Annotated in this window: 15 protein-coding genes; 4 read left to right on the forward strand and 11 right to left on the reverse strand. The window is 50.1% G+C overall.

The features are described from left to right. Positions 1 to 930 precede the first annotated feature (930 nt). From Enr17x_RS24410 to Enr17x_RS24420, 3 genes are all read left to right on the forward strand, one after another. Complete coding sequence (locus tag Enr17x_RS24410; protein WP_145312283.1) at positions 931 to 1,788, forward strand: hypothetical protein; 858 nt, start codon at positions 931 to 933, stop codon at positions 1,786 to 1,788. 96 nt (positions 1,789 to 1,884) lie between these two features. Next, on the forward strand, positions 1,885 to 2,439 hold the full coding sequence (locus Enr17x_RS24415; RefSeq protein WP_145312284.1) for a hypothetical protein: 555 nt from the start codon (positions 1,885 to 1,887) through the stop codon (positions 2,437 to 2,439). 813 nt (positions 2,440 to 3,252) lie between these two features. Continuing rightward, positions 3,253 to 4,206, forward strand: a complete 954-nt coding sequence (locus Enr17x_RS24420; RefSeq protein ID WP_145312285.1) for a DNA/RNA non-specific endonuclease — start codon at positions 3,253 to 3,255, stop codon at positions 4,204 to 4,206. Positions 4,207 to 4,469: 263 nt separating this feature from the next. Here the strand turns inward: Enr17x_RS24420 and Enr17x_RS24425 are convergent, their stop codons facing one another. From Enr17x_RS24425 to Enr17x_RS24475, 11 genes are all read right to left on the reverse strand, one after another. Next, positions 4,470 to 5,672 carry a BaiN/RdsA family NAD(P)/FAD-dependent oxidoreductase gene (locus Enr17x_RS24425; protein ID WP_145312286.1) on the reverse strand — a complete coding sequence of 401 codons (1,203 nt, stop codon included), beginning with the start codon at positions 5,670 to 5,672 and terminating at the stop codon, positions 4,470 to 4,472. 466 nt (positions 5,673 to 6,138) lie between these two features. Continuing rightward, a complete protein-coding gene (locus Enr17x_RS24430; RefSeq protein ID WP_145220736.1) occupies positions 6,139 to 6,915 on the reverse strand; it encodes a FliA/WhiG family RNA polymerase sigma factor in 777 nt (258 codons plus the stop codon). 77 nt (positions 6,916 to 6,992) lie between these two features. Beyond that, positions 6,993 to 7,214 (reverse strand): hypothetical protein, encoded by a 222-nt coding sequence (locus tag Enr17x_RS24435; protein ID WP_145312287.1) that lies wholly within the window; start codon positions 7,212 to 7,214, stop codon positions 6,993 to 6,995. A 374-nt stretch (positions 7,215 to 7,588) separates the two neighbouring features. Beyond that, the gene (locus Enr17x_RS24440) at positions 7,589 to 8,572 is read right to left on the reverse strand and encodes a P-loop NTPase (protein ID WP_145312288.1); all 984 of its coding nucleotides are present in this window, start codon (positions 8,570 to 8,572) and stop codon (positions 7,589 to 7,591) included. Further along, entirely contained in the window at positions 8,545 to 10,011 is a 1,467-nt protein-coding gene (gene flhF / locus Enr17x_RS24445; RefSeq protein ID WP_145312289.1) for a flagellar biosynthesis protein FlhF, read from the reverse strand. The genes Enr17x_RS24440 and flhF overlap by 28 nt, the downstream gene beginning before the upstream one ends. A gap of 104 nt (positions 10,012 to 10,115) precedes the next feature. Further along, positions 10,116 to 12,239, reverse strand: a complete 2,124-nt coding sequence (gene flhA, locus Enr17x_RS24450) for a flagellar biosynthesis protein FlhA (protein ID WP_232100842.1) — start codon at positions 12,237 to 12,239, stop codon at positions 10,116 to 10,118. Positions 12,240 to 12,426: 187 nt separating this feature from the next. Next, on the reverse strand, positions 12,427 to 13,854 hold the full coding sequence (locus tag Enr17x_RS24455; RefSeq protein ID WP_145312290.1) for a DUF1501 domain-containing protein: 1,428 nt from the start codon (positions 13,852 to 13,854) through the stop codon (positions 12,427 to 12,429). A gap of 58 nt (positions 13,855 to 13,912) precedes the next feature. Next, entirely contained in the window at positions 13,913 to 17,005 is a 3,093-nt protein-coding gene (locus Enr17x_RS24460; RefSeq protein ID WP_145312291.1) for a DUF1553 domain-containing protein, read from the reverse strand. A gap of 237 nt (positions 17,006 to 17,242) precedes the next feature. Then, positions 17,243 to 18,115 carry a hypothetical protein gene (locus Enr17x_RS24465; RefSeq protein ID WP_145312292.1) on the reverse strand — a complete coding sequence of 291 codons (873 nt, stop codon included), beginning with the start codon at positions 18,113 to 18,115 and terminating at the stop codon, positions 17,243 to 17,245. Then, the gene (locus tag Enr17x_RS24470; protein WP_145312293.1) at positions 18,112 to 19,359 is read right to left on the reverse strand and encodes a class I SAM-dependent methyltransferase; all 1,248 of its coding nucleotides are present in this window, start codon (positions 19,357 to 19,359) and stop codon (positions 18,112 to 18,114) included. Before Enr17x_RS24470 ends, Enr17x_RS24465 begins: the two co-directional genes overlap by 4 nt. Then, positions 19,334 to 20,407 (reverse strand): prepilin peptidase, encoded by a 1,074-nt coding sequence (locus Enr17x_RS24475; RefSeq protein WP_198000773.1) that lies wholly within the window; start codon positions 20,405 to 20,407, stop codon positions 19,334 to 19,336. Before Enr17x_RS24475 ends, Enr17x_RS24470 begins: the two co-directional genes overlap by 26 nt. Before the next feature lie 743 nt (positions 20,408 to 21,150). Between Enr17x_RS24475 and Enr17x_RS24480 the strand changes: the two genes are divergently transcribed. Continuing rightward, a complete protein-coding gene (locus Enr17x_RS24480) occupies positions 21,151 to 22,668 on the forward strand; it encodes a hypothetical protein (protein WP_232100843.1) in 1,518 nt (505 codons plus the stop codon). The last annotated feature ends 6 nt before the right edge of the window (positions 22,669 to 22,674 follow it).

Below are 22,674 nucleotides of genomic sequence, written 5' to 3' on the forward strand. Positions count from 1 at the left end.
AATGTGGCATCAATAGCAACGAATACGAAAAGCCAGACTACAATTCGCGTTAGTATTAAGAAAAATAAACTATTTTTGTGATCAGTCGCATGTTTGTTCCGCGGTTTCCATATAGGTCTAGATCATCTGCTCTAAGTCAGAAAAGATAAGGTAGTATCATATGGAAATACGAAAAAGTGTTCGCACATCAAATACCATCCATACTTACCTAATTCAAAGACCGAAAGAACGATCTGAGGCAAAACAGGTGTGGTCAACCATCGATAACTTCTCTACCGTTTGCGATGAGATTCGCGATAAATTAAACGAACTACAAAGTCATATGCTGTCAAAAGCGTTCTTCTCAAAGCTTACCTACACTGATGCTAAATACTGGGCTGTGGGTTTTACCCATTAATATCAGGTTGGGTAGTGAGTCGGAATTAGACTGCGATTTCCTATTTGAATCGTTGCAACACTGTGTGCTCTCTTAGAGTCTTGTTACATGTCTATAGTCAATTAATCGCATATTTAAAGAAGACCTATATCATGACTGACAAACCAACTTTTTCGATTCCAGACGATGCTCAAGAAACTACTGGCCGGTATATAGTAACGTTTCGTGACGAGGCCGAATCTGAAGGAATGTCTTTTCTAAGCAAAAAGTGCGGTGTCTCCAAATTGCTACCGAACGCGGCGGACTATATCTAATCAGCACTTGTAAATAGACGAATTTAAAAATGCTGGCGGGGATGATGAGATGCTACGTGATCCTAATAGAGAGGATAGAATCAACGCCGATTGACCTAATCGATCTTACATAAATATTTTTTGTGGACGTTAGTTTCACTTTTTCAGTTGACACTATACATAATCCTGATAGATTCAGGAAAACATGACCCTTTGTACACAATTCACTGGCCATCCCTGTCTCATTTGAAAGGAACCACCATGTCCGTTGTCGTTACTATCGACATGTATTCTGGCCGACCGAACCCCACGTGGGAATTGTCGAAGACCGAAGCACAAAAACTACGCGAACTACTTCAGAAAGATCATGAACCGACACATCTGAAATCACCAGCGGCTGCTGGGCACCTCGGCTATCGGGGAATCCAAATCAGCTCCGTAGCTGAATCCACGCCACTTTCAATCGCGAGAGTATTCGATGGCGTGCTTGAAACAGATCAAACAGATGCCCAGAACTTCGTCGATGGGAACAGTGAAATTGAAGAGTTCTTGGTCGGCACCGCTGGACTACAACTCGACGGCGAAGAAGTGACATATATTCAACAGGAAATTCAAAAAAACGTGAAAGGCGGAGCGGCAAACACACTTCGTGATATCGAATTGTTCGCCGTTCCGCCTTACGATCCTGGCAAATGGAATAATGACCCATTCATTCGTCGAAACAACAACTGCTACAACTATTCAAACGACAAAATCACAAATACGTTCGCGCAGCCTGGGCGTGGCAGTGGACAAGAAGGACCATACCCTCCGAGCTGCTCAGGAACTGGTGCTGCTTCACAACGTGACGGGCAGCGGCCAATTTCAAATCCTGATATAACACCTGCTCAAGGCCACATCATCGCTCTTGTCGTGTCGACGACACCAGGATTCCTCGATTATCACTGGTATCGCCGCGACAATAATACGATGTGGTCCCATAAGCCCGGTGGCACTCCCGCTACTAATCGAGACAATTCCGGCCGCACAATCTCTGATCCTCGGACATGTGACCGCGGTCCATACAACATCTTTTGTGGGTTTTACCACTGCATTCCATCAGAGACCCGCATTCGATGAATTTGCCTAACCGTTGCGTGAATCGGAGCAGGTGCTCGCGCTCGCCCGATTACCCTGGTCCTTAGCCGTTAATGCTTCTCACTCAAGGAGACTACAATGTCACGTTACGCTGTACTTGCTACAATCCTTTGCCTCACTTCGATCTCTACTGCACAAGACAAGAAAGCAGAGGACGTCGCAAAAAAAAACACTGCACCAGACGGTTACATTGAGTCACTTCCCGGTGGCATCCCCACTGATGCACAGGAACCCGAAGACCGTACCGCGAAAACCGCTGGCTTCGGTTGGTATAATAACTGTGGTGTCAACATACCGACAACATTGAACGGCACAAACGGTACCACAAAGATCAGTGTATACGCCCGGGATGTTTCTTGGTGGTTCGCTCGCGGTGGTCGAAAAATCAGGAACGTACAAGGCGATGGAGGAGCGGGCGGCAGCGGGTGGAGATTTCCCAATGCGCATAAATTCGGCGTCGTTATCTACCAAGGAAATAGCTATTGGAATGTCAATTCGACAAGTTCGAGTAGCCCCACTGTGATTAACTTGCCGTCAAATACGTTGCCTGTAACCGTCTGGGTCAATGATACCAACGGTAACTACAGTGACAACGCTGGAGCCGTAGATATCTACTTACGTAAGGACAACTGACTCCAAGCAACTGCCAATAAACATATGAACGAAAGCGGCGAAGATCGGGTTTACAAATAGACGATCTCTCGTCGTCACCGAGTAATAGGTGACTCTCTACTCGGTAAAATAAAAGAGGGTAGATTAAGAATAATCGCTGTAGGATTTTTTCCATATCGTGATCCACTTTTTCCTATACCGCGCGAACAGATCGAAGAGGCTGCAAATAAAATCGGTATTCGTCCTGAAGAGATCGAGGAGCAGGTCACGGCGCTGTCGGCCTTTCCCGGCTGGAATATTACCGTGGGGGCTCGGCCCTAATCATCCATGCATGCCCCTAACGGAAATTCTCACGCCATCGGTCAGTTCCGGCTTTTCACTTTCACCTTCTCAGCAACGACTTACTGGAATTGTTTATGATCAAAGGTTTTGTACTTTGAAAAGTTATTTACTCCAATTATCATTGACATCACGCTGGCACTATAACGAAATATAAATCATTGATGTCAGCGTTTTTTTCATATCAGCGTCGCATCAATACGAATCCGTGCAGGTTCATTCAAAGTTAGTTAGACAGAGCTATCGCGTGAACAGTCTCGTAAGAAAAAATAAGATCGAATCGAAATCCTTGTAGCGATAAAAGAGGAAAGGAACGACGTCCAATTTACATTTGATAAAGTTGATACACCTGTCATTACCGTTAACTGAAATCAACGAGACGAGGAAAGTCCAGCTAACAATAGCTTGAACTGGAGCGGCAATTCAGAAGGAATCTGAGGTCAACCCGTAACAACTCCGCCTGGTTTAACTGGACATCCACACTTGGAGGCGTTTATGCCCTACGATCCCGAGTTTATTGCCGGTCATGTCATTTCTCTTCCCACTCCTAACGAACGGGTGATGGCATTGGCGTTTGAAGGAGACTACATTCACCACTCGCGCCATTCGCTGTTGTTTAACGAGGAACGTGGTTTCGCGTTTGTTTCGGCTCACAACATTGATGGCACCACGCTGCCGTCGGCCCAGTATACTCGTCGCAATTTCAAGAACGATCCGATAATTCAACCCAAGTCGCTGCAAGTTGATCGCAACCGTGGCTATCGCGAGAGCGAGGATCACGGATTTGGTCCTAATCCCTGGGATCAGGGCCATTTGGCGCGACGCAAAAGTCTGTCCTGGGGTGACGAAGCGGAAGCTCGGATTGCCGAACGCGAGAGCGACTTGTGGTCAAACATTGCCCCTCAACACGAAAACTTGCACGATGATGCTTGGGGTAAAATCGAAGACTGGATGCTGGAACGGGTCGAAAATGACGGCCCTCGCGCCTGTGTTTTTACCGGACCCGTGTTTACCGAGGACGATCCAGAACACAAAAACGGCCCCGAGGAAGACCCAATCCGCATTCCTGCTGGATTCTGGAAAGTGATTTCCATCGAGTTGACTGGTACGATGCGTTCGGCTGGTTTTCTTGTGTGGCAACGCGATTATGACAGTGAAGAACCGCTGCCTTTTGCGCCAGTACTTGAGCAGGTGCGATTGACCACCATCGAAGTGCTGACAGGACTGACTTTCCCAGCATTGAGACGATTCGATCCTCTGTTATTCCACCGCCAGACGCCTCAGCGCGCCAGGTCAATCTCGCGGTCACGTGAAATAGTACGGAGGCATATGGTTATGCCTCTCAGCAGCTCGTCAGTTACCATTCCGGGGCTTGACGAGGATCTATTGATTGAGGCCACATCACCTGGAACTGCGGCGATCACGTCGAAGCGGGATATTGTGCTTTAAATGAGTTAGTGTTGATTGGTAAAGACGGATCTGAACAGGCACTTCGTTACCTACCAGCCGAAATCTCCGAAGAACACATCATGCCCCATAACGACTATTGTTGATTACAGGAAAGCCGATCGGTTTCATCAGAATGAAAGTTAGTTTTTTCCTGCTACCGTTTAATTACCGGGGTTAACGCCCTGCGGCTAGTGGTCGCTCGTTTTTATAGTTCTATAGTGTGGGACCGATAGTCCTATCGGCTGGTCCTCTTCTTTTTTTCCTTACATCGCATTGCCGGCGATCCAGGCTGTGGTCCAGGCGTTTTGGAAGTTGAAGCCGCCTGTGATACCATCGATGTTCAGGATTTCGCCGGCAAAATAGAGGCCCGGGCAGACGCGGCTCTCCATCGTGCGGAAATCGACTTCGTTCAGGTCGACGCCGCCGCAGGTCACGAATTCTTCTTTGAAAACTCCTTTGCCCGTGACCTGGAATTCACCGGCCGTCAGTTCTTTGACGAGGGCCTGCGATCCCTTTTTGGAGAGTTCGGCCCAGCGCACCGATTGCGGGCCGAGACGGTGATCGACGAGTGATTTCCATAACCGTTTGGGTAACTGCCAGGGACAGGCCGAGTCGATGGTCTTCTTCGCCTGCGAGATCTTGAAGGAATTCAGTTGTTCGCGCACCTGGTCAGCACTGGATCCCGCCAGCCAGTTGATGCGGAGCAGGGCGTTGTAATTGGCATCGAAGAGTTCCCGGGCCGCCCACGCGGAGAGTTTCAACACCGCCGGTCCACTGAGGCCCCAATGCGTCACGAGGATCGGCCCTGATTGACTGAACGTCTTCGTGCTGGTGACTAACTGACACTCCACCTGTTCCACTGCCACGCCCGGCAAGTCTTTGATCCGTGAATCATTCACTTTGAACGTGAACAACGAGGGCACTGGCGGAACGATTTGATGTCCGAGGCTACTCGTCAATTCGAAACCGGCACGACTGCCGCCGGTCGCCAGGAGAATTCGGTCTGCGTGAATGGATTCACCTGTTTGCAAAGTGACGTTGAAGCTTGAGTCGCTTTTCTGAATCCCGGCGACGTTGGCCCGCAGACGAATCTCCACGCCCGCGTCCTCCGCCGCTGTTTGCAGACAATTGACAATGGTGGCGGAATCATCGGTGGTGGGAAACATGCGGCCGTCGGCTTCAGTTTTGGTGCGGACGCCCCGCGACTCAAACCACGCGATCGTGTCGGACGGTTGAAACCGGGTGAAGGGACCACGCAGCGCTTTCCCGCCTCGGGGATAACTGTTGACCAGGTCGCGCGGCTCAAAGCAGCTGTGCGTTACGTTGCAGCGACCGCCGCCCGAGATGCGGACTTTCGCCAGGACGGAAGAGGCGGCTTCGAGAATCGTCACCTCGTGACCGTTTTCCGCAGCCGCGATCGCCCCGAAGAATCCCGCTGCACCGCCACCGATCACAATGACTTTCAATGTTCCTCGCCTCTACTCAACCGGGTGAAATCGCTCACTTTTTGACCAACGACAACTGGTCATACCCATTAACTGAAGAGAGTGAGTCTAGCAGTTCAACCCGCCGATTTCACTCGTGCGGCTTTGCTGTTTCGGGCTTTCATGTTGAATCGTTGTTTTGCGGGACGTGTGATACGGAACAGACATCCCTTACCCGGGTCGCGCTTCTCAATTCGAATGGCCCATACCTAAGACGTTAATTGGGGCTAACGCCTTGCGGCTTGTGTCTGTTTCTGCGGTCATTGTTCAGAAAACCAGGGCGAGGTCACCCTATCGACTACGCGGTTTGATATTACAGAGCTGATTCTGTGAACTGTAATATCACGTTTCAAACGGATAAAGAAACACGACTTCATCCATCCCACAAAAAAAGGCCTCCCGATGGTGGGAGGCCGTTTTTGGTTGTCTTTTTATGGAGCAGGCTTGCTTAAGCGAATTCGGGACGTCGTCGACCTAACTGCTCTTTCAAACGGTTGACGATGCTGGAGTGCATCTGGCTGACGCGTGATTCGGAGAGGCCCAGGGTGGTGCCGATCTCTTTCATCGTCAGTTCTTCGTAATAGTACAAAATGATAATCAGACGCTCGTTGCGGTTCAGGCCTTTGGTGACCAGTCGCATCAGATCCCGCTTCTGGATGCTCTTGGTCGGATCTTCGCCTTTGGCGTCTTCCAGAATATCGACTTCCCGGACGTCTTTGTAACTATCCGTTTCGTACCACTTCTTATTCAGACTGACCAGCCCGACGGCGTTGGCTTCGTTTTTGAGTTTATCAAACTCTTTGCGCGACAATTGCATTTTGCGGGCAATTTCTTCGTCTGCTGGAGGTCTGCCGTGTTCTGCTTCGGCTGCTTTGCGGGCGGCTTCCAGCTTACTGGCTTTGCTGCGAACCAGACGCGGCACCCAGTCCATCGTACGCAGTTCGTCCAGCATGGCACCACGAATACGGGGCACGCAATAGGTTTCAAACTTGACGCCCCGTTCCAGATCGAATGCATTAATGGCATCCATCAGACCGAACACACCAGCTGAAATCAGGTCGTTCAAATCCACGCCTTCGGGTAGTTTGGCCCACACCCGTTCTGCATTATAACGAACCAGGGGAACGTATTGCTCTATGAGCTTGTTACGCAAAGCCTGGTTGGATTGATCCTGCTTGAATACCTTCCAGATTTCTGCGATTTCTTCACTGGCTTTGATGGCCATTTACTCCTCCGTGATCAACATACAGCCGTTTCAAATGGGTTAGAGATGAAAAGTATGACTGCTAAAACGTTATATAATTAATCAAGATTATTTTTCCATTTTTCAAAACTTGCTCGCGCTGATTCTTCAACCAGTCGAGTGGCAACTTCCCCGAGCACCAGACCGAGACCAAAAAATATGACTGCAGCTACTAATGCGGATTGAGTCGCGCCAATGAAATCAGTATGAGAGAGAATCCCTCGTACTGATTCAGTCGCAAAAGCGATTAGCGATAATCGAAATGCATAATGCAGGGCCACAGAATATTCCCGGATAGAGTTTGAAAAATGTCCGGAATGAATTTCACTTCACTCCGAAGGGACCTTCGCTCGTCTATCTTTTTATATCGGCGTCCTGCTCCAGAAAATTTAACCTTTCTCCTACAATTTAATTAATCGTTAAAACCTAACATTTCATCGTTCCTGCATGCGTAACGCGATCCTCTGGTATTGCTTTAACCTCAGCATTTACCAGTAGTTGAACCGCGACAACACAGACGAATGTCTGCACGCCCAGTTAAAAATCAGTTGTTAAGGGTTTCGTAAAGTGACGTGACTCAAAAGTGGGTAAGAACAGGAATAGAGAGAGATGAGAGAGAGAATTTCCTGTGATTTCTTACCGTATTTCCTGAGTGTTATGCGGCTTCACCAAGCAAGCGCTTCCAAAGCCGCGGAAAGTAAGACTCTTGTTTGTGTTTCGGTTCTTTGACTTTATTCAGGTCAATCAGATGATCGGCCAGTTTATAAATTGCCTCCGACGCGGGACAATCCGGGTGACTTAATACAAAAGGTTCCCGGTCATAAACTGACTGAACGACATGCATATCATGCGGAATCTGACCAGCCTGACTTAAGCCGGTATGTAAAAATAATTCTGTTGTTTTCTTGAGTTGCTGAAATACGTTTTCTCCCTGGTCTGTTGAAGTGCATTGATTGACCAGTGTCTGTATTTCTAATGTCTGAATTGCCGATAGTGATTTAATCGTCGCATAGGCGTCGGCAATCGCCGTTGGTTCGGGAGTCGTCACAATCAACACATCGTCGGCCGTCGTCACAAACTGCCGGATACTGCGATGAATGCCGGTTCCGTTATCTAAAATCAGATAATCGTGTGTGGCTTCCAGTTCCTGCATCTGCCCCAGCACATCTTTGCGAACCGCTTCCGAGCAGTCTGCTAAATCGGTCAAGCCGCTGGCGCCGGTCACCACGTTGACTCCCAATGGTCCCTGTAACTGAATTTCTTTCAGCGAACGGGCACCACTGACAACGTGTGACAGGTTCCAATAGCCGTTTAAACGACTCAGTAAATCGATATTTCCGAGCGCCAGATTCACGTCCATCAGGCAAACCGATGCTCCGGACTGTGCCAGTGCCAACGCCAGATTCAAAGAGATGACCGATTTTCCCACGCCCCCTTTACCACTGCAGACCGCGAGTGTCCGGCAGCGTGTGGACTTGTCTTTCTCAATGATTCCCGGCTGTCGTTGTTCCATCAAACCACGCAGAACCTTGGCCTGGTCTCCTCGCGATGCGAGTGACGGCTGAAGATTCTCAGTCGTTGAATCAGTCGAAATGACTTCCGCCTGATTCACTAAGATTTCATTGACAACTGGAGCCATCTGGCTTCCCTTTTCTCTAAATTTCGTTTGGAACAAAACGCCTGTGAGTAACTTTTGAATTCCTGATAATTAAGTCCGATCCGTCTCAGCTTTAACGCAGTTGATCTTCTCCCAAAATCAAGCGCCATCCGGGTGGCATTCGCCGGCTCGATATCATCGGGAACATCCTGTCCGGTCGTCAGATACCGGACGGGTAATTGAACATTCTGACTTAAGGTCAAGAGGCTGCCCATCACGGGCGCTTCGTCCAGCTTGGTCAGAATCATCGACGTGGGTCGAGCAACCTGAAATCGTTTGGCGATTGCTTCCAGACTTTTCACACTGGAGGTCATACTCATGACCAGAGAAACTTCATCAATGGGAACTTCCTGAAACAATTGTTCGAGTTCCTGAATTTTCAAATCATCACTAGGACTGCGGCCCGCGGTATCGACGAGAATCAGATCCAGGCCCACCATTTCATCTAACGCCTGCTGCATCTCGCGGGGAGTGCTCACCACTTTCATAGGCAAATCAATAATTTCCGCATACGTGCGTAACTGTTCGACGGCGGCAATACGATACGTGTCGACGGTGACCAGCCCCATTTTCACGTTATCGCGTAAGCGGAAGTTCGCAGCCAGTTTGGCAATCGTGGTAGTTTTTCCTACTCCGGTCGGTCCGACGAGAGCGACCACTTTACGTTGACCGGGAACCGCCCGAATCGGCGTGGTACAGGAGAGTTGAGATTCGATTAACGCCGCCAGCAGTGCTTTGCTGGCATTCGCGTCTTTGAGTTGTTCGGGAGTCGCATTTTCTTTGAGTTTTGAAATCAGTTCATGCGCGATGGATTCATCGACTTCGGCATCAATCAGGCTTGTATAAATCTGGAACAACTCGGTCGGGACATCCGTGGATCGTTGTGACCGGGTGCGGCGATCTAAAGATTCCAGCATTTCTTGAATCGCGTTAAGTTTTTCTGCGAACTCTTCCGTCGGGTCATAGGATTTCTGCTCTGGTGAACTCTGTCGCGGAATGCTCTCAGATGCTCTTTGATCAAAACGACTCCGAACTCGTGGAGGAGCCGGTGCAGCGGAGTACTCGGGCTGGCGCTCTGGTAAATCAGCTCGTCGGGGAGGGGCGGCACTTTGCCGGGCGGGAGCCGCAGGTGCATCCGATTCCGCATAGGCATTCGCATTCGTTGGCTGCAAATTAGAAGCACGATGCCGCAGAGTGGACGCGGGACGCGCTGGTGTCTGGACGGCGGCCGGGGTACGTGTTTTGATATCCAGGCCGGCTGTGATTTCGAATTCTTCTTTTGGCTTGGACCAGGGCAAGAGACCTTTACGGCCGGGAACCTGCTTGGTCTGCAGGATGACGGCGTCACTGCCCATTTCCTGGCGGACCAGGTTCAGTGCTTCCTGCATCGATGCGGCTTTGAAAGTGCGAACATCTGACATGTTTCACGTTTCCTCTATTTCACGTTTCCGTTTGTATTGTTGTATCTGTTCATTCAAGCTTCAGTCTTGAAGCGTCTTTGTCTTTTGTTTTGTATCTGTGTTTCTCATGCTGCCCTCGCCGCCATTGCTTCCGGATTCAAATGACCGGCCGAAATCTGGCCGACTGCTTCGACGTCCGTATCGCGAGTGATTTCGTTTAAGCTCAATACCACCAGTCGTGGTAATAAGGGGGAGGTAATCTGTTTCAAGCCGGCTCTGATTTGCGGATTGCAGATCACAATCGGATGCCCGCCTGAAGCGACCAGCGGCTCAATCTGATTGGCAATTGCCTGCGTGATCAGTTCACCGGTCTGGGGAGCCAGTTTGATAACCAGCCCATGTTCGTTGTAATCAATGCCCGACATCAGCACATCTTCGAGTTCGGGATCCAGGGTGACGACTCTTAACAGGCGTTTGCTGTCGCGATATTGCTGGCAGATGCTACGGGCCAAACCATTGCGGACATATTCCGTTAAAATCATGGGTTCTTTGGTGCGATCTGCATAATCGCCGAGTGACTGTAAAATGGTTTCCAGATCGCGAATCGGCACACGTTCACGCAGTAAATTCGAAAGTACGTGCTGCACTTGTGATATTTTCAGCACATCGGGAATCAGTTCTTCGACCACTTTGGGAGACGATTCCTTGAGGTTTTCGATGAGGGCATGCACCTGCTCGCGGGTCAGTAATTCGCTGCTGTGTTCGCGAACGACTTCGGTCAGATGGGTAATCACCACGGCTGAAGGTTCCACCACATTGAAGCCCATCAGCTCGGCGCGTTCTTTCTGTCCCAGTTCAATCCATTTCGCGGGCCGACCAAAGGCCGGTTCGACGGTATCGATTCCAGGGATGTCGCCGCTGGTAGCCCCCGTATCAATGGCCAGTAACCCGTCGGGATAAATTGCACCCCAGGCGACAGCCACATCGCGAATTTTAATCTGATAGTCGCGTTGTCCCAGCCGAATGTTATCTCTGATGCGTACCTTCGGCAGAATGATGCCCAATTCCTGGGCAATTTTGTGTCGGATGCGTGTGACCCGATCTAATAAATCGCCGCCGGTCGCCGGGTCTGCCATACGCAGTAGTCCGACGCCCAGCTCCAACTCCAGCGGATCAACAAACAGATGATCTTCGGGCTTGGGTTCGGGACGGGGCTGTTCCTGCTGTTGTGTTTCTTCTTTTTGTTTGACCACTTCCGCTGCCTGTTGGCCTTTTCTTCTCAGGGTTCCTGTAATCGCACATCCCACTGCCAATGCCAGCATCGGTCCCGCGGGTAAGCCGGTAAACGCCAGAGCAAACAGAAACGTCGAAGCCAGGAACAAGGCTTCCGGGTGACCGGAGAATTGCTTGACCACATCACGAGGCAGGTTACTGTCGACTGAAGTTCGCGTCACAATCAAGCCGGCTGCCAGTGAAATCAGGAAGCCGGGAACCTGTGTGACCAGACCATCTCCGATCGTGAGTGTGGTAAACACGGTTGCCGCTTTGCCGAGTTCCATGCCATGATCGACCATTCCGACGTACAGACCACCGACGACGTTGATCAACGTGATGATAATACTGGCAATGGAATCGCCGCGAACGAACTTACTGGCACCATCCATCGAGCCATAGAAGTCGGCTTGTTCGGTGACTTCTTTACGACGTTCTTTCGCTTCTTCCGAACTGATCAAACCGGCATTCAAGTCGGCGTCGATTGCCATCTGCTTACCGGGCATACTATCGAGTGCAAAACGGGCGGCCACTTCACTGATCCGGGTCGCACCTTTGGTGATCACCATGAACTGAATCGTGACCAGAATCACGAAGATAATCAGGCCGACGACCAATTGACCGCCGGCAACAAACTGACCGAAGGCTTCAATCACGCCCCCGGCAGCAGCTGTTCCGTCGGCTGCACCACGGGTTAAAATCAAACGGGTGGAAGCCACGTTGAGCACCAGCCGTGCCAGTGTGGTTCCCAATAAAATCGCAGGGAATACGCTGAACTCCAGCGGGCGTGTGACATAAATGGTGGTCATCAGAATGACGACGGAAACGGTAATATTGCAGGACAACAGGAAGTCCATCACGAACGGAGGCAACGGCGCAATGATTACCAGAACTGAGCTCACTATGACTAGTGGGAAAATCAGCCCGGTATGGCGCATCATCGATCCGGATAGACCGGTGTTAGACTCCGGTGGCATCCATGCCTCCGTGATAAACAGTAAATTGGATTAGTGTGTAGGAATTACAGAACAGTAAGGAAGTGATTTGATTTGATTTTGAGATGGATGAGAGAGAGGCGAGTGATAATGAAATCTTCAAATTCTGTCCAGAGGATTTCTTAATATTTCGTTCAAGTTTTTTTCAGTATCAGCCGAGACCCCTGTTTTAAGCCAGCATTTTCTGAACCAGATGGGCTTCTTCCACACCCGTTAAGCGGAAATCGAGACCCTGGTAAAAATAGGAAAGCTCATGATGATCAATGCCGAGCAGATGTAACACAGTCGCATGAAAGTCGCGGACGTGAACCGTATCTTCGACCGAGTAATATCCCAACTCGTCAGTCTCTCCTATTGTGACACCGGGTTTGGAACCGCCACCAGCGACCCACATTGTGAACGCATCGATATGATGATCGCGGCCGATCAGATCGCGGGGTTCTCCTTGAGGAGTCCGTCCGAATTCGCCTCCCCAGATCACCAGCGTATCATCTAACAGCCCGCGTTGTTTCAAATCTTTGACCAGCGCTGCTGAGGCTTGATCGGTTTCGAGACAACGAGCATCCAGTGATTCGCCCAGGTCGGTCCCTTTGTTGCCGTGATGGTCCCAGTCAGTGTGATACAATTGGACAAAGCGGCAACCTTTTTCGATTAACCTGCGTGCCAGCAAACAGTTACGAGCATAAGAGGGCTTGGCCGGGTCGACGCCATACAAATCGAGAGTCTCTTTGGTCTCGCCGGACAGATCCATCAACTCGGGGGCGCTGGACTGCATGCGATACGCCATTTCGTAAGCGGAAATGCGTGTCGAAATTTCCGGGTCTCTTGTTTTCTCCAGCCGCAGCGCATTGAGTTCGTTCACGGTATCGATAAATTCTGACTGACGTTTCTGATCAATTCCCTTTGGGCTCGACAAATTCAAGATGGGATCAGCGCCGTTAAGAAAAGGAACGCCCTGATACGTCGTCGGCAGAAATCCGCTGCCCCAAAGTGGTGCCCCGCCTCGCGGGCCGCGGGGCCCCGACTGCAGCACGACAAAGCCGGGCAGATTTTGTGATTCACTGCCAATCCCATAAGTCACCCAGGCCCCCATACTGGGACGCCCGAACTGCTGCGTGCCCGTATTCATAAACAGCTTGGCCGGTCCATGATTGAACACATCCGTTTTCATACTTTTCAGAACCGTAATATCATCGGCCACACTCGCCAGATGCGGAATCGCATCCGAGAGTTCCGTTCCCGCAGCGCCATGCTTTTTGAATTTGCGGCGCGTGCCCAGCAGCTTGGCGTCTTTTTTCAGAAAGGCAAACTGCTTGCCTTCGACATACGATTCGGGAATGACTTTGCCTTCCAGTTCCTGGAGTTTGGGTTTGAAGTCAAACAGTTCCAGCTGGCTCGGCCCTCCCGCCATGAACAGATAGATCACATTTTTGGCTTTGGGGGGATGATGCGTTTTCCCCAGCGCAGCAGGCCCCGCTTGTGCCCGTTGCTCATTCTGCAGCAACGCAGCCAACCCCATTGCACCGGCTCCCACGGCACAATTCTCAAAAAAGTGGCGTCGTGTCTGTTCGCGTAATACGAGGTCGTCAAAACTCATCCGCTGTCTCCTTGAATGCCATGTTGTTCAAACACAATATCCAGCATGAGAAAATGTGTTATTCGCGTGTAATAAATTCATCCAGATTCATCAAGACACGGGCGACCGCCGTCCAACTGGCGGCTTCCGCGACATCGATTTCTTTGGGTATCTTATCTGAAGCCACCTGAGCCGCTTCTTTCGGTGATTCCTTAAAATGCGCCCGCTGTTCGTTTAAGTAACGGGTCAGCACATCCAGCTCATGATCAGAGGGAGACCGGGACAGACAAATCTGGAATGCCTGTCTCATTCGACCTTCATCATAGTCGGGGCCGTCTGTGAGAATTCGCACGGCAAACCCCTGAATCAATTCAAATAGAGAATGATCGTTGGCCAGTGTTAACGCCTGCAGGGGGGTATTCGAACGAACGCGGCGAGTGCACGTGGTATTACTGTTGGGGGCATCGAAGGTCGGCAACATCGGATACGGACTCGAACGCCAGAAATACGTATACATGCCGCGGCGGTATCGATCTTCGCCTTTCTCTTCTGGCCAGGCTTTTTTGTTTTGTGTCAGAACATAAATCCCCTCAGGTTGAGGCGGATAAACGCTCGGGCCGCCAATCTTTCGCGTCAACAGACCGCTGCTGGCAAGAAACACATCCCGGATCGATTCCGCTTCCAGTCGAAACCGATTCTGTCGGGAGAGCAGCAGATTGCGCGGGTCCTGTGATTGATTGGCAGGGTCAAAGTCCGACGACTGACGATAGGCGGCTGAGGTCACAATCAACCGATGCAGTTGTTTCATGTCCCAGCCATTGTGTATAAACTCTGCCGCCAACCAGTCCAGCAATTCGGGATGCGTGGGTTCTGTTCCCTGTGTGCCGAAATCGTTTTCTGTCTCGACGAGCCCTTTCCCAAAGAAACGTTGCCAGTAACGATTGACGGTCACCCGGGCCGTCAGTGGTTGTTCAGGGCTGGTCAACCAGTTGGCAAAATCCAGGCGCGTCGGCGTCTTTACACCTTCGGGCATCGGCGGTAAGACATCAGGAACTCCGGGACTGACAGGCGCGCCGGGTGCCAGAAAATTACCACGTAGAAGAATAAACGTTTCGCGTGGTTTTGGCAGCTCCTTCATGACCATCGTGGTCACGATGGCTTTATTCAATTTCGTCTGTTCTGCTTTCTGCTTTGTCAACCGCTGGTTCAGTTTCGACCATTTTGCATCCGACTTATGAAACTCATCGGCTATCTTCGCCTTAAGTTTTGCATCCCATTTTTCTTCCGGTTGTTTTAGCTGAGCAAGGAGCTCTGTATCAAAATTCAACACGCCAGGGCTAACGGTCGTCGTCGCGAAACGGAAACGACCGACATTGTATCTGGAATCACGAGTCTGGGTTAATGTCACTCGCAACTTCTGTGGCCCGTCAGAGCTGAGCGCTTCGTTTAAATGCAGTATCGCATGGCGATTCACATTCATCTTGCCTTTTTTCACGTTGATCGCCCACCCGGTTTTCAAATCACCGTCGACCAGGTTTTGAGCGGGAAACTTCACTTGCGAATGGTCGGCGGTCGCTTTCGCCAACTTCACCGGTGCAAACTTCGACCAGCCCTGTTTTGTCTTTCGAGCGACTTCAACAGCGACTTCATCCAAGACAAAGTTCCCATTGCCGGCCCAGCCGGGACCCATTTTCGGAAGGCTCTCATGAGTGAGTACTTCCAGCCGCACTCCCGTTATTCCCGAGGGAACCGCCGCCGTTTCGACGACATAGATATCGTTGTTGGGAATCTTGCCACCGACCAGCAGTGAATCATCTTCCAATACCGTGATCGTCGCTCCATTCTCGGATTTCGCAGTCTCTGATTTCAGAATCGTCCATTGCTTCTCGGAATCTTTCAGAGCCTGCTTCAGATCCAGTTGCCACGTCTGAAATTTCGGTTCCAGTTGTTTTTTGCGTTCTGCCAGTTGTTTCTGGATCTTTGTAATCTCTTGTTTCAGATCGGCCTGCTTCGCTTTTTGTTCATCGGTCGGCAGTGCTAAGGTAGGGGGCGCACTGTTGATATCAGCCGTACTGTTGAAGATCGCATACAGTTGATAGAAGTCCCGCTGCGTAATCGGATCGTATTTATGCTTGTGGCATTGCGCACAGCCGACTGTCAGTCCCAGGAATGCGGCCCCCGTTGTATTCACCCGATCGACGACTGCTTCGACACGAAACTGTTCCGGGTTCGTGCCCCCTTCCTGGTTGATCAAGGTATTCCGATGAAAGCCGGTCGCGATTAATTGTTCGGTCGTCGGGTTCGGCAATAAGTCGCCCGCCAGCTGTTCTTTCACAAATTGATCAAAGGGCATGTTCGCATTGATGGCGTCGATCACCCAGTCCCGGTATTTCCAGATCGAACGCGGGCCATCGATGGTGAAACCGTTGGAGTCAGCGTAGCGAGCCACATCCAGCCAGTGCCGCGCCCAACGCTCACCATAATGGGGAGACGCCAGCAGCCGATCAACGAGCCGCTCATAGGCCCCCGGTTTCGTATCTGCCAGGAATTGCTGCACCTCTTCTACAGAAGGAGTCAGCCCTGTTAAATCGAGGCTTAAACGACGAATCAATGTGCTGCGATCGGCTTCTGCAGAGGGTTTGAGTTTGTTCTGCTCTAACCGACTCAGAATAAAAGCGTCGATCGGATTCCTGACCCACGCCTGCTGTTTGACCTCAGGCACTTTCGGCCGCTGGATTGGTTGGAATGACCAATGGTCCGATTGTTTCTGCGTCGCTTTCAGTGTTCGTTCCGCTTCAGGAATTTGGCCGCCCTGATCGATCCATTGTTGAATCAACAAAATTTCGGCCGGCTTTAACGGCTCCTGCTCGTGAGGCATCCGGGGAATTTTTCCCTGTCCCGACAGACTCAGAAACAGAGGACTCTCGGCACTCTTACCGGGAATCACCGCCGGACCCCGGTCTCCCCCTTTGAGAATGTTCGCACCATAGTCCAGCCGCAGTCCCGACTCTTCGGCGTCTTGAGAGTGACAGTCGTAGCAGTGCTGCTTCAGCAAAGGGCGGATCTGTTTTTCAAAATCGACCTGTGCTGGTTTCTCGGCAGCCCATCCGATCTGCACGAATACAAGCAGGATGAAAACAGCGGTTGTCACATGTCTTAACAAATTCCGCATTGGTAAACCTGAATCATTATTAAACCGCGTTTCTGTGATCAGAGATCAAGCTCGTTCCCACCCTGGTTTACGATGCAGAAAGCCGGTTTGCTGGAGAAGCATGGAAGGTCGCGCGTTATTTAAAGAGATTAATGATCAGCGTACCAGCAGAATCAGCAGATTGCAAGTTTTTGTTGCATGTACAGCGGGAAAACCGATTGATTAACAGCTTTCAGAAGTTGTTTGTACGTGAACAGCTTACTCGCCTTCAATCCGTAACGCCGTAATCTTGACGGGATCTGCCTCCGCCAGAAAACTCAGATAACATTCTTTCCCCGATTGCTGGGCAGGCTGCGTACAGGTCAGCACGCGGCGTCGACCGACACTGATCACAAATCGATTCCCCGTGCCCACGAAACGAATGCGAATCCGTTTCGACTTGGGACTCTTTTCCAGATGCAGTTTGGTACGTTTCAGCTCTTTCGTTGCCTCATTCAACTCTGCAGACACACTAACCGAATCCTGTTGAAAGTGAACCGAACTCGTCACCAAAACTTTTTCCAGATGTTCAGGATCTCTGGTCAAGAGCTGCAATTCAAACGCGGGAAGATTCTGTTCCACTTCCACGGCAAAACTGACACTGATTTTCTGATAAGGCCGCACAAACGTCGCTGCCGAAATCTGCTGGGGTGTAGAAACCATTCCCTCATCGGTAAACTGCCAGCCTTTATTTTTCCAGAGCAAGCGGTAAAACGGATTTTGCCAACTCGTCGATTCCAGCTCACCTTTTTTGAGCGTGCCGACATCAGGCAGCAACGGTTGCCGATTTGCCGTTTGTGTCATCACAATTTCAGTCTGCGGTGTTGCCTGTGATAACGATGTATCCGGGATCTCTCGATCAGGAAGACTCTCTTCAGAATGATGTCTCGCGTTCTCTGTTTCTGGAAGTGCGTTCGGATTGTGACTGACTGTTTGAGTGGACTGCGGTTCTGACTTCAGACCTTGAGAATCCCGGCTTTGAATCTTATAGATCAACAAACCGGAAACCAGCGTGATAAAAACAACCAGACCAAACCCGGGGTGGATTCGTTTGAGATTGCGCGTTTTATATTCCAGCTCATCCGGCATCATTCGTCGACTCCATTTTGCTGTGACGCGTCACACAATTCCTGAAACCCTGCCCCCAATGCGCGTTCCAGGTAAAACGATTGAATTCCAAATTGACTCTTGAGTGATTCATACTGCTGCACGATCTCGCGAAAATCACTCGAATTTAATGCTGACTGCCGTTTTACCGCTTTGATCAATAAATTTTTCGGCGTATGCTCCGTATCGATGAATTCTATAACTTGTGCGCGATATCCGCAAATTTCCAACACCAGTGCCCGTAAGGCATCGGTCACCAAAGCTGCTGTTTTTTCTTTTAGAATCCCATGTTGCAGCAATCCTGCCAGCGGTTGACTGGTGATCTGCTGAAAAATTTCGTGCTGACAACAGGGAACCGCCATAATCACCGACGCCTCTGATTGAATCGCAGACGCCAAAGCCGCATCGGTAGCGGTATCACAGGCATGCAGTGAAATCGAAAGGTCACATTTTATAGTCGACGCATCAAACTGAGAAATATCTCCGGTCTGAAACGAAAGCCCCCGGCACTGCAACCGGTCGGCGATACTTTGACAATGCTCAACCACGGTTCGCTTCAGATCGAGTCCGGTAATCTGCACTTCGCGCTGCAGCACTTCAGTAAAGAAATAGTGCGTCGCGAATGTGAGATAACTTTTACCACACCCGAAATCGACAATCCGCAGTTCCCCTGTCGCTGGCAAACCGGAAACAATGTCGTTTATGAACTCCAGGTAACGGTTGATTTGACGAAACTTGCGATACTGTGCCGACTTCACCTTGCCGGCAGACGACATCACGCCGATCGCTTCAAGAAACGCACAGGGAGTCCCTTCTGGAATCAGGTACTGCTTGCTGCGGTTATGCGGTTCAGCCTGGAGAGGTCTGGCTTTGCTGGGAGCCTGCTTTTTCAGACGGACGGTTCCCTGTTTTGTTTTTTGAAAATGAAAATCGGCTTCCTGTGTATATAGATAGCCTTCCCGAAACTGATCCGCCCAGAGCTCTGTAACGCGCTGAACGGCCTCATCGGGCTGCAGATTCTCATGAACTTCCTGCTGGCCTTGGGAAAGTGCTGCTTGAAAATGAAGTTTGTCTTTGATACTCACAGGCCGCAACGTCACCTTTTTCCAGGCAAACGTGCGCTTTTCAACTGGCTTACTCAAAACCAACTGAATACAAGTTCCTTGATTGAGTGCCTGTGCGACCTCAACAGGTAATGTGGATTCATTCTGTGAGGGTTGAGGTTTCATCAACTGAAATCGGATCCTGTAAAAGGCTTTGCGTTTCTCGTTTGCGATAGATCGACTGTGCCAGACCGGTCAGTATTGGAATCACAATAATCTGACAACCGACGACGAGCAGATACATGGTGATCGACGTCTCGCCCGGCAACAGCGTTAAATATCTTCCCAGTAACAGTTGTAGTGCTAAGACGAGGACAATAAAAGCAGATGCGGGGATCGGCTGATGATCCACACTCCTGTTGCGACGGACAAATTCATAACAGGCCAGTAAAAATGCTGACAGGAAACCGACGGTCACAACCTGCTGCCAGCCTAAGTACAAACCTGTCAGAATGAGCAGGCAGCTCGTTCCCGATTGAAACAGCATACTCTGTTTTTCTTTTTGAACCACCAGCGGCCAACTATACAGAAAGCCCACAATTCCTCCGTAAAATAATCCCCACCAGAGCGTAATCAAAGTGGTACTCTGAAAGCCCCAATGAAGTGAACCATGGTAACGCAATTCACTGAGAATGCCGTCGGTGGCAGATGGCTCCGATGCCACCGTGACCATCGCGGGTACCGGGTGGAGTTCCGGCAGAAAGACTCCTGTCGAAAAACCAATCAGAAAGCACCACATCAGCAATCTCAGGGGAATCTTCTGTTGATCAAAGTGAATATAAGCGCCTGCCAGTACCACAATGAACAGATAATTATAATAGAGACCAAGGGCAATCAGGTCCCAGGTATGCCCTTCCAGAATCTGGTAAGCCCCCCAGAACTTGTTCGGAATCCGGTAAGGCAGAAACCGTCCACCCGAATAGACGAGCGAGAAATACATTAATAGAAAAAAACAACCGACGATCGCTTCCACGATCGGATACCGCACGGAGATCGGCGCCTGGCAAGTCCGGCATTTTCCCCGCAGCAGAATCCAGCCTACAATCGGCAGATTATCACGTGTTCGAATGGGAGTCTCACAGATCGGACATCGCGATTTGGGTTTGGAAATATTCAACCCCAGCGGCATGCGATAGATGACCACATTCAAGAAGCTGCCAATCACTGATCCCATCACGAAGCACCAGACTGCAGTAAAAACCTCCAGGACCCACAAGTTGATACTTGAGGAATACACTAACATCGGATGCATGGTACAGCGTCGATCTATTGTTTCATCTGTTTCACAATACTGAGTTCTTGTTACCTGATCGACCCACGATGTCTTCACAATTGAAAAAGGGTCATCCGGACGCGCCAGTCATTAAAAACGCGCTATTCACTTCATCAAAAAGTAATGGATTTCGACAATTTGCACAATTCCCCCATTCCGGCAGTCCCGAAAAATGCCGAGTACAATTCCAATCAGACGAATTCGAAACATCAGTTTTTTATGACAAACAAAAATACATGTACCATCTTACGTAACTGGTACCCCCCTTTTCTCAAAGTGCGACGAGTTGCAGCTTTCTCCGAATCCCCGGTCAACACAATCAATTAGATCTACCGATAATTCATACATCTCAATATTAAGAATATGAGGACCTCAACTCCTTCGGATACGAAACAAGTCTCTCAAATATCCATCTACTCGTATGCGAAAGAGTCTCTCAGAAGTAAGTAGCAGCCAGATTCAATGGAGTCATAAATCGAAACCTGATCAGATGTGGAATCCGTTCTCCATCTTGAGGGGGGAGGCTTCTTACTTCCTACTGAACACAGAGTGACCATCCAGATTCTTGCAGGAAGCTCAAACGCTCAATGTCGTTTCCTGCAATACTCAAAATACAACTTGTCGATATTGGAAAGAATACAGAAATGAATTCAAGGATGACGCCCCACCTTTGGATTAAATGTTCAACATTAATCGTATTCACAACCGTCCTGCAGACTGCCTGTGATGTTCACGCAGCACCAGGGCCCCGATTGCTCGTTCCGGAAATCAGCGATCAGCCGTCAAAAATACGACAGGTCACCACGACTAATACAGAAGTGGACGAACCACTGGTTGCCCGCAAACCCGACCTCAGTGTCGAAGCGCAAAAACCAAAGCTCGTCGCAGACGACAAAACCGACAAGAAATCAAAAACAGACGCAGTCCCCGAACCAAAACCGTTCCCGGGGATCGCGAAAAAAACAACTCCTTCCATGGAAAAGCCAAAAGCACCGGAAGTTCCCAAAATTGTCGACCCACTCGATAAACTGGTCGACGATGCCATCGAAGTGTCACATCGCAGAATGTTACGCACCAACGTACATACTCCCTGGCAGATCGCTCATGGCATTCTGGCCCTCCGCTGGGAATATGCTCTGTATCAGAATGACAAACGGATTCGCGCCATCGACTGGGTTTCAACCGGTCCCAGCTTTCGCGGCCGTCCCTGGTTTATTACGACAGATAACGGCGGAAAAGGACATCCCTTCACCGAGCCCTATGCCTTTGAAGGTCACCCCAATCAATTTCTCGCCTTTTACGGAATGGCCGGCATTCCCCTTGATCATAAATTCAACACGGGCGAAAAGATCATCACCATCGCCGACATGATTCGTAATGCCAAAGCAGAAGTGAATACTGAAGAAGAAATCACCTGGACTCTCTGGGCATTCTCACGCTACTTACCTTGGGATACCGAATGGACCAGCAACCGAAGTGAAGAGTGGAGCATCGAAAAACTGGTTCAAGTCCAGATGCAGTCAGAACCCACCAAGTCAGCCTGCGGAGGCACACATGGTCTGTTCGCATTAGCCAGTGCGGTCAACAGCTACGCGAAAGATCAGAAACATCTTCGTGGCACCTGGCTGGAAGCGAGCATGCGAGTGCGTCAATACATCGAGTATGCCCGTTCGATGCAGAATCGTGACGGTTCATTCTCGTCTAAATATTTTGAAGGCCCTGAATATGCCAGCGATGTCAACAAACGGGTATCAACAACCGGACACACGCTCGAATTCATTATGGAAGCCTTGCCACAAAAGCGTTTGAACGAGCCCTGGGTCAGAAGTGCCGTTGCCCGGATTGCCAATGACCTGATTCAATACAAGACCCAGCCTCTGGAACCGGGCGGCATGTATCATGCCATCGACTCTCTGGTCATCTACCGTGAGCGGACTCGTCCGACCTACGCTGACGAGCTTGAGGAACTGGCAAAGAACAGAGACTTTGATGAACCAGAACCGTCAGAACCGATCGTTGGTTACTCAAAGCGATTTCTGCAACAACAGCAGAATGCGACTCAATACAATAATCAGTACCAGTCACAATACCGCAACAGCAATCAGTCTAACCAGCAGCCACCACGACAGTCACGCCGTCGCCGGTTCTCACGTTTCCGCTAAGACAGA

The sequence above is a fragment of the Gimesia fumaroli genome, assembly GCF_007754425.1.
In the GTDB taxonomy this organism is placed as follows: domain Bacteria; phylum Planctomycetota; class Planctomycetia; order Planctomycetales; family Planctomycetaceae; genus Gimesia; species Gimesia fumaroli.

Excerpts from the sequence above, each read along its gene's own strand:
- Enr17x_RS24455 (WP_145312290.1), bottom strand. The coding sequence starts at position 13,854 with ATGAGTTTTGACGACCTCGTATTACGCGAACAGACACGACGCCACTTT.
- Enr17x_RS24480 (WP_232100843.1), top strand. The coding sequence starts at position 21,151 with ATGAATTCAAGGATGACGCCCCACCTTTGGATTAAATGTTCAACATTA.
- Enr17x_RS24420 (WP_145312285.1), top strand. The coding sequence starts at position 3,253 with ATGCCCTACGATCCCGAGTTTATTGCCGGTCATGTCATTTCTCTTCCC.
- flhA (WP_232100842.1), bottom strand. The coding sequence starts at position 12,239 with ATGCCACCGGAGTCTAACACCGGTCTATCCGGATCGATGATGCGCCAT.
- Enr17x_RS24475 (WP_198000773.1), bottom strand. The coding sequence starts at position 20,407 with ATGGGATCAGTGATTGGCAGCTTCTTGAATGTGGTCATCTATCGCATG.
- Enr17x_RS24415 (WP_145312284.1), top strand. The coding sequence starts at position 1,885 with ATGTCACGTTACGCTGTACTTGCTACAATCCTTTGCCTCACTTCGATC.
- Enr17x_RS24440 (WP_145312288.1), bottom strand. The coding sequence starts at position 8,572 with ATGGCTCCAGTTGTCAATGAAATCTTAGTGAATCAGGCGGAAGTCATT.
- Enr17x_RS24465 (WP_145312292.1), bottom strand. The coding sequence starts at position 18,115 with ATGATGCCGGATGAGCTGGAATATAAAACGCGCAATCTCAAACGAATC.
- Enr17x_RS24430 (WP_145220736.1), bottom strand. The coding sequence starts at position 6,915 with ATGGCCATCAAAGCCAGTGAAGAAATCGCAGAAATCTGGAAGGTATTC.
- Enr17x_RS24410 (WP_145312283.1), top strand. The coding sequence starts at position 931 with ATGTCCGTTGTCGTTACTATCGACATGTATTCTGGCCGACCGAACCCC.
- flhF (WP_145312289.1), bottom strand. The coding sequence starts at position 10,011 with ATGTCAGATGTTCGCACTTTCAAAGCCGCATCGATGCAGGAAGCACTG.
- Enr17x_RS24460 (WP_145312291.1), bottom strand. The coding sequence starts at position 17,005 with ATGCGGAATTTGTTAAGACATGTGACAACCGCTGTTTTCATCCTGCTT.
- Enr17x_RS24470 (WP_145312293.1), bottom strand. The coding sequence starts at position 19,359 with ATGAAACCTCAACCCTCACAGAATGAATCCACATTACCTGTTGAGGTC.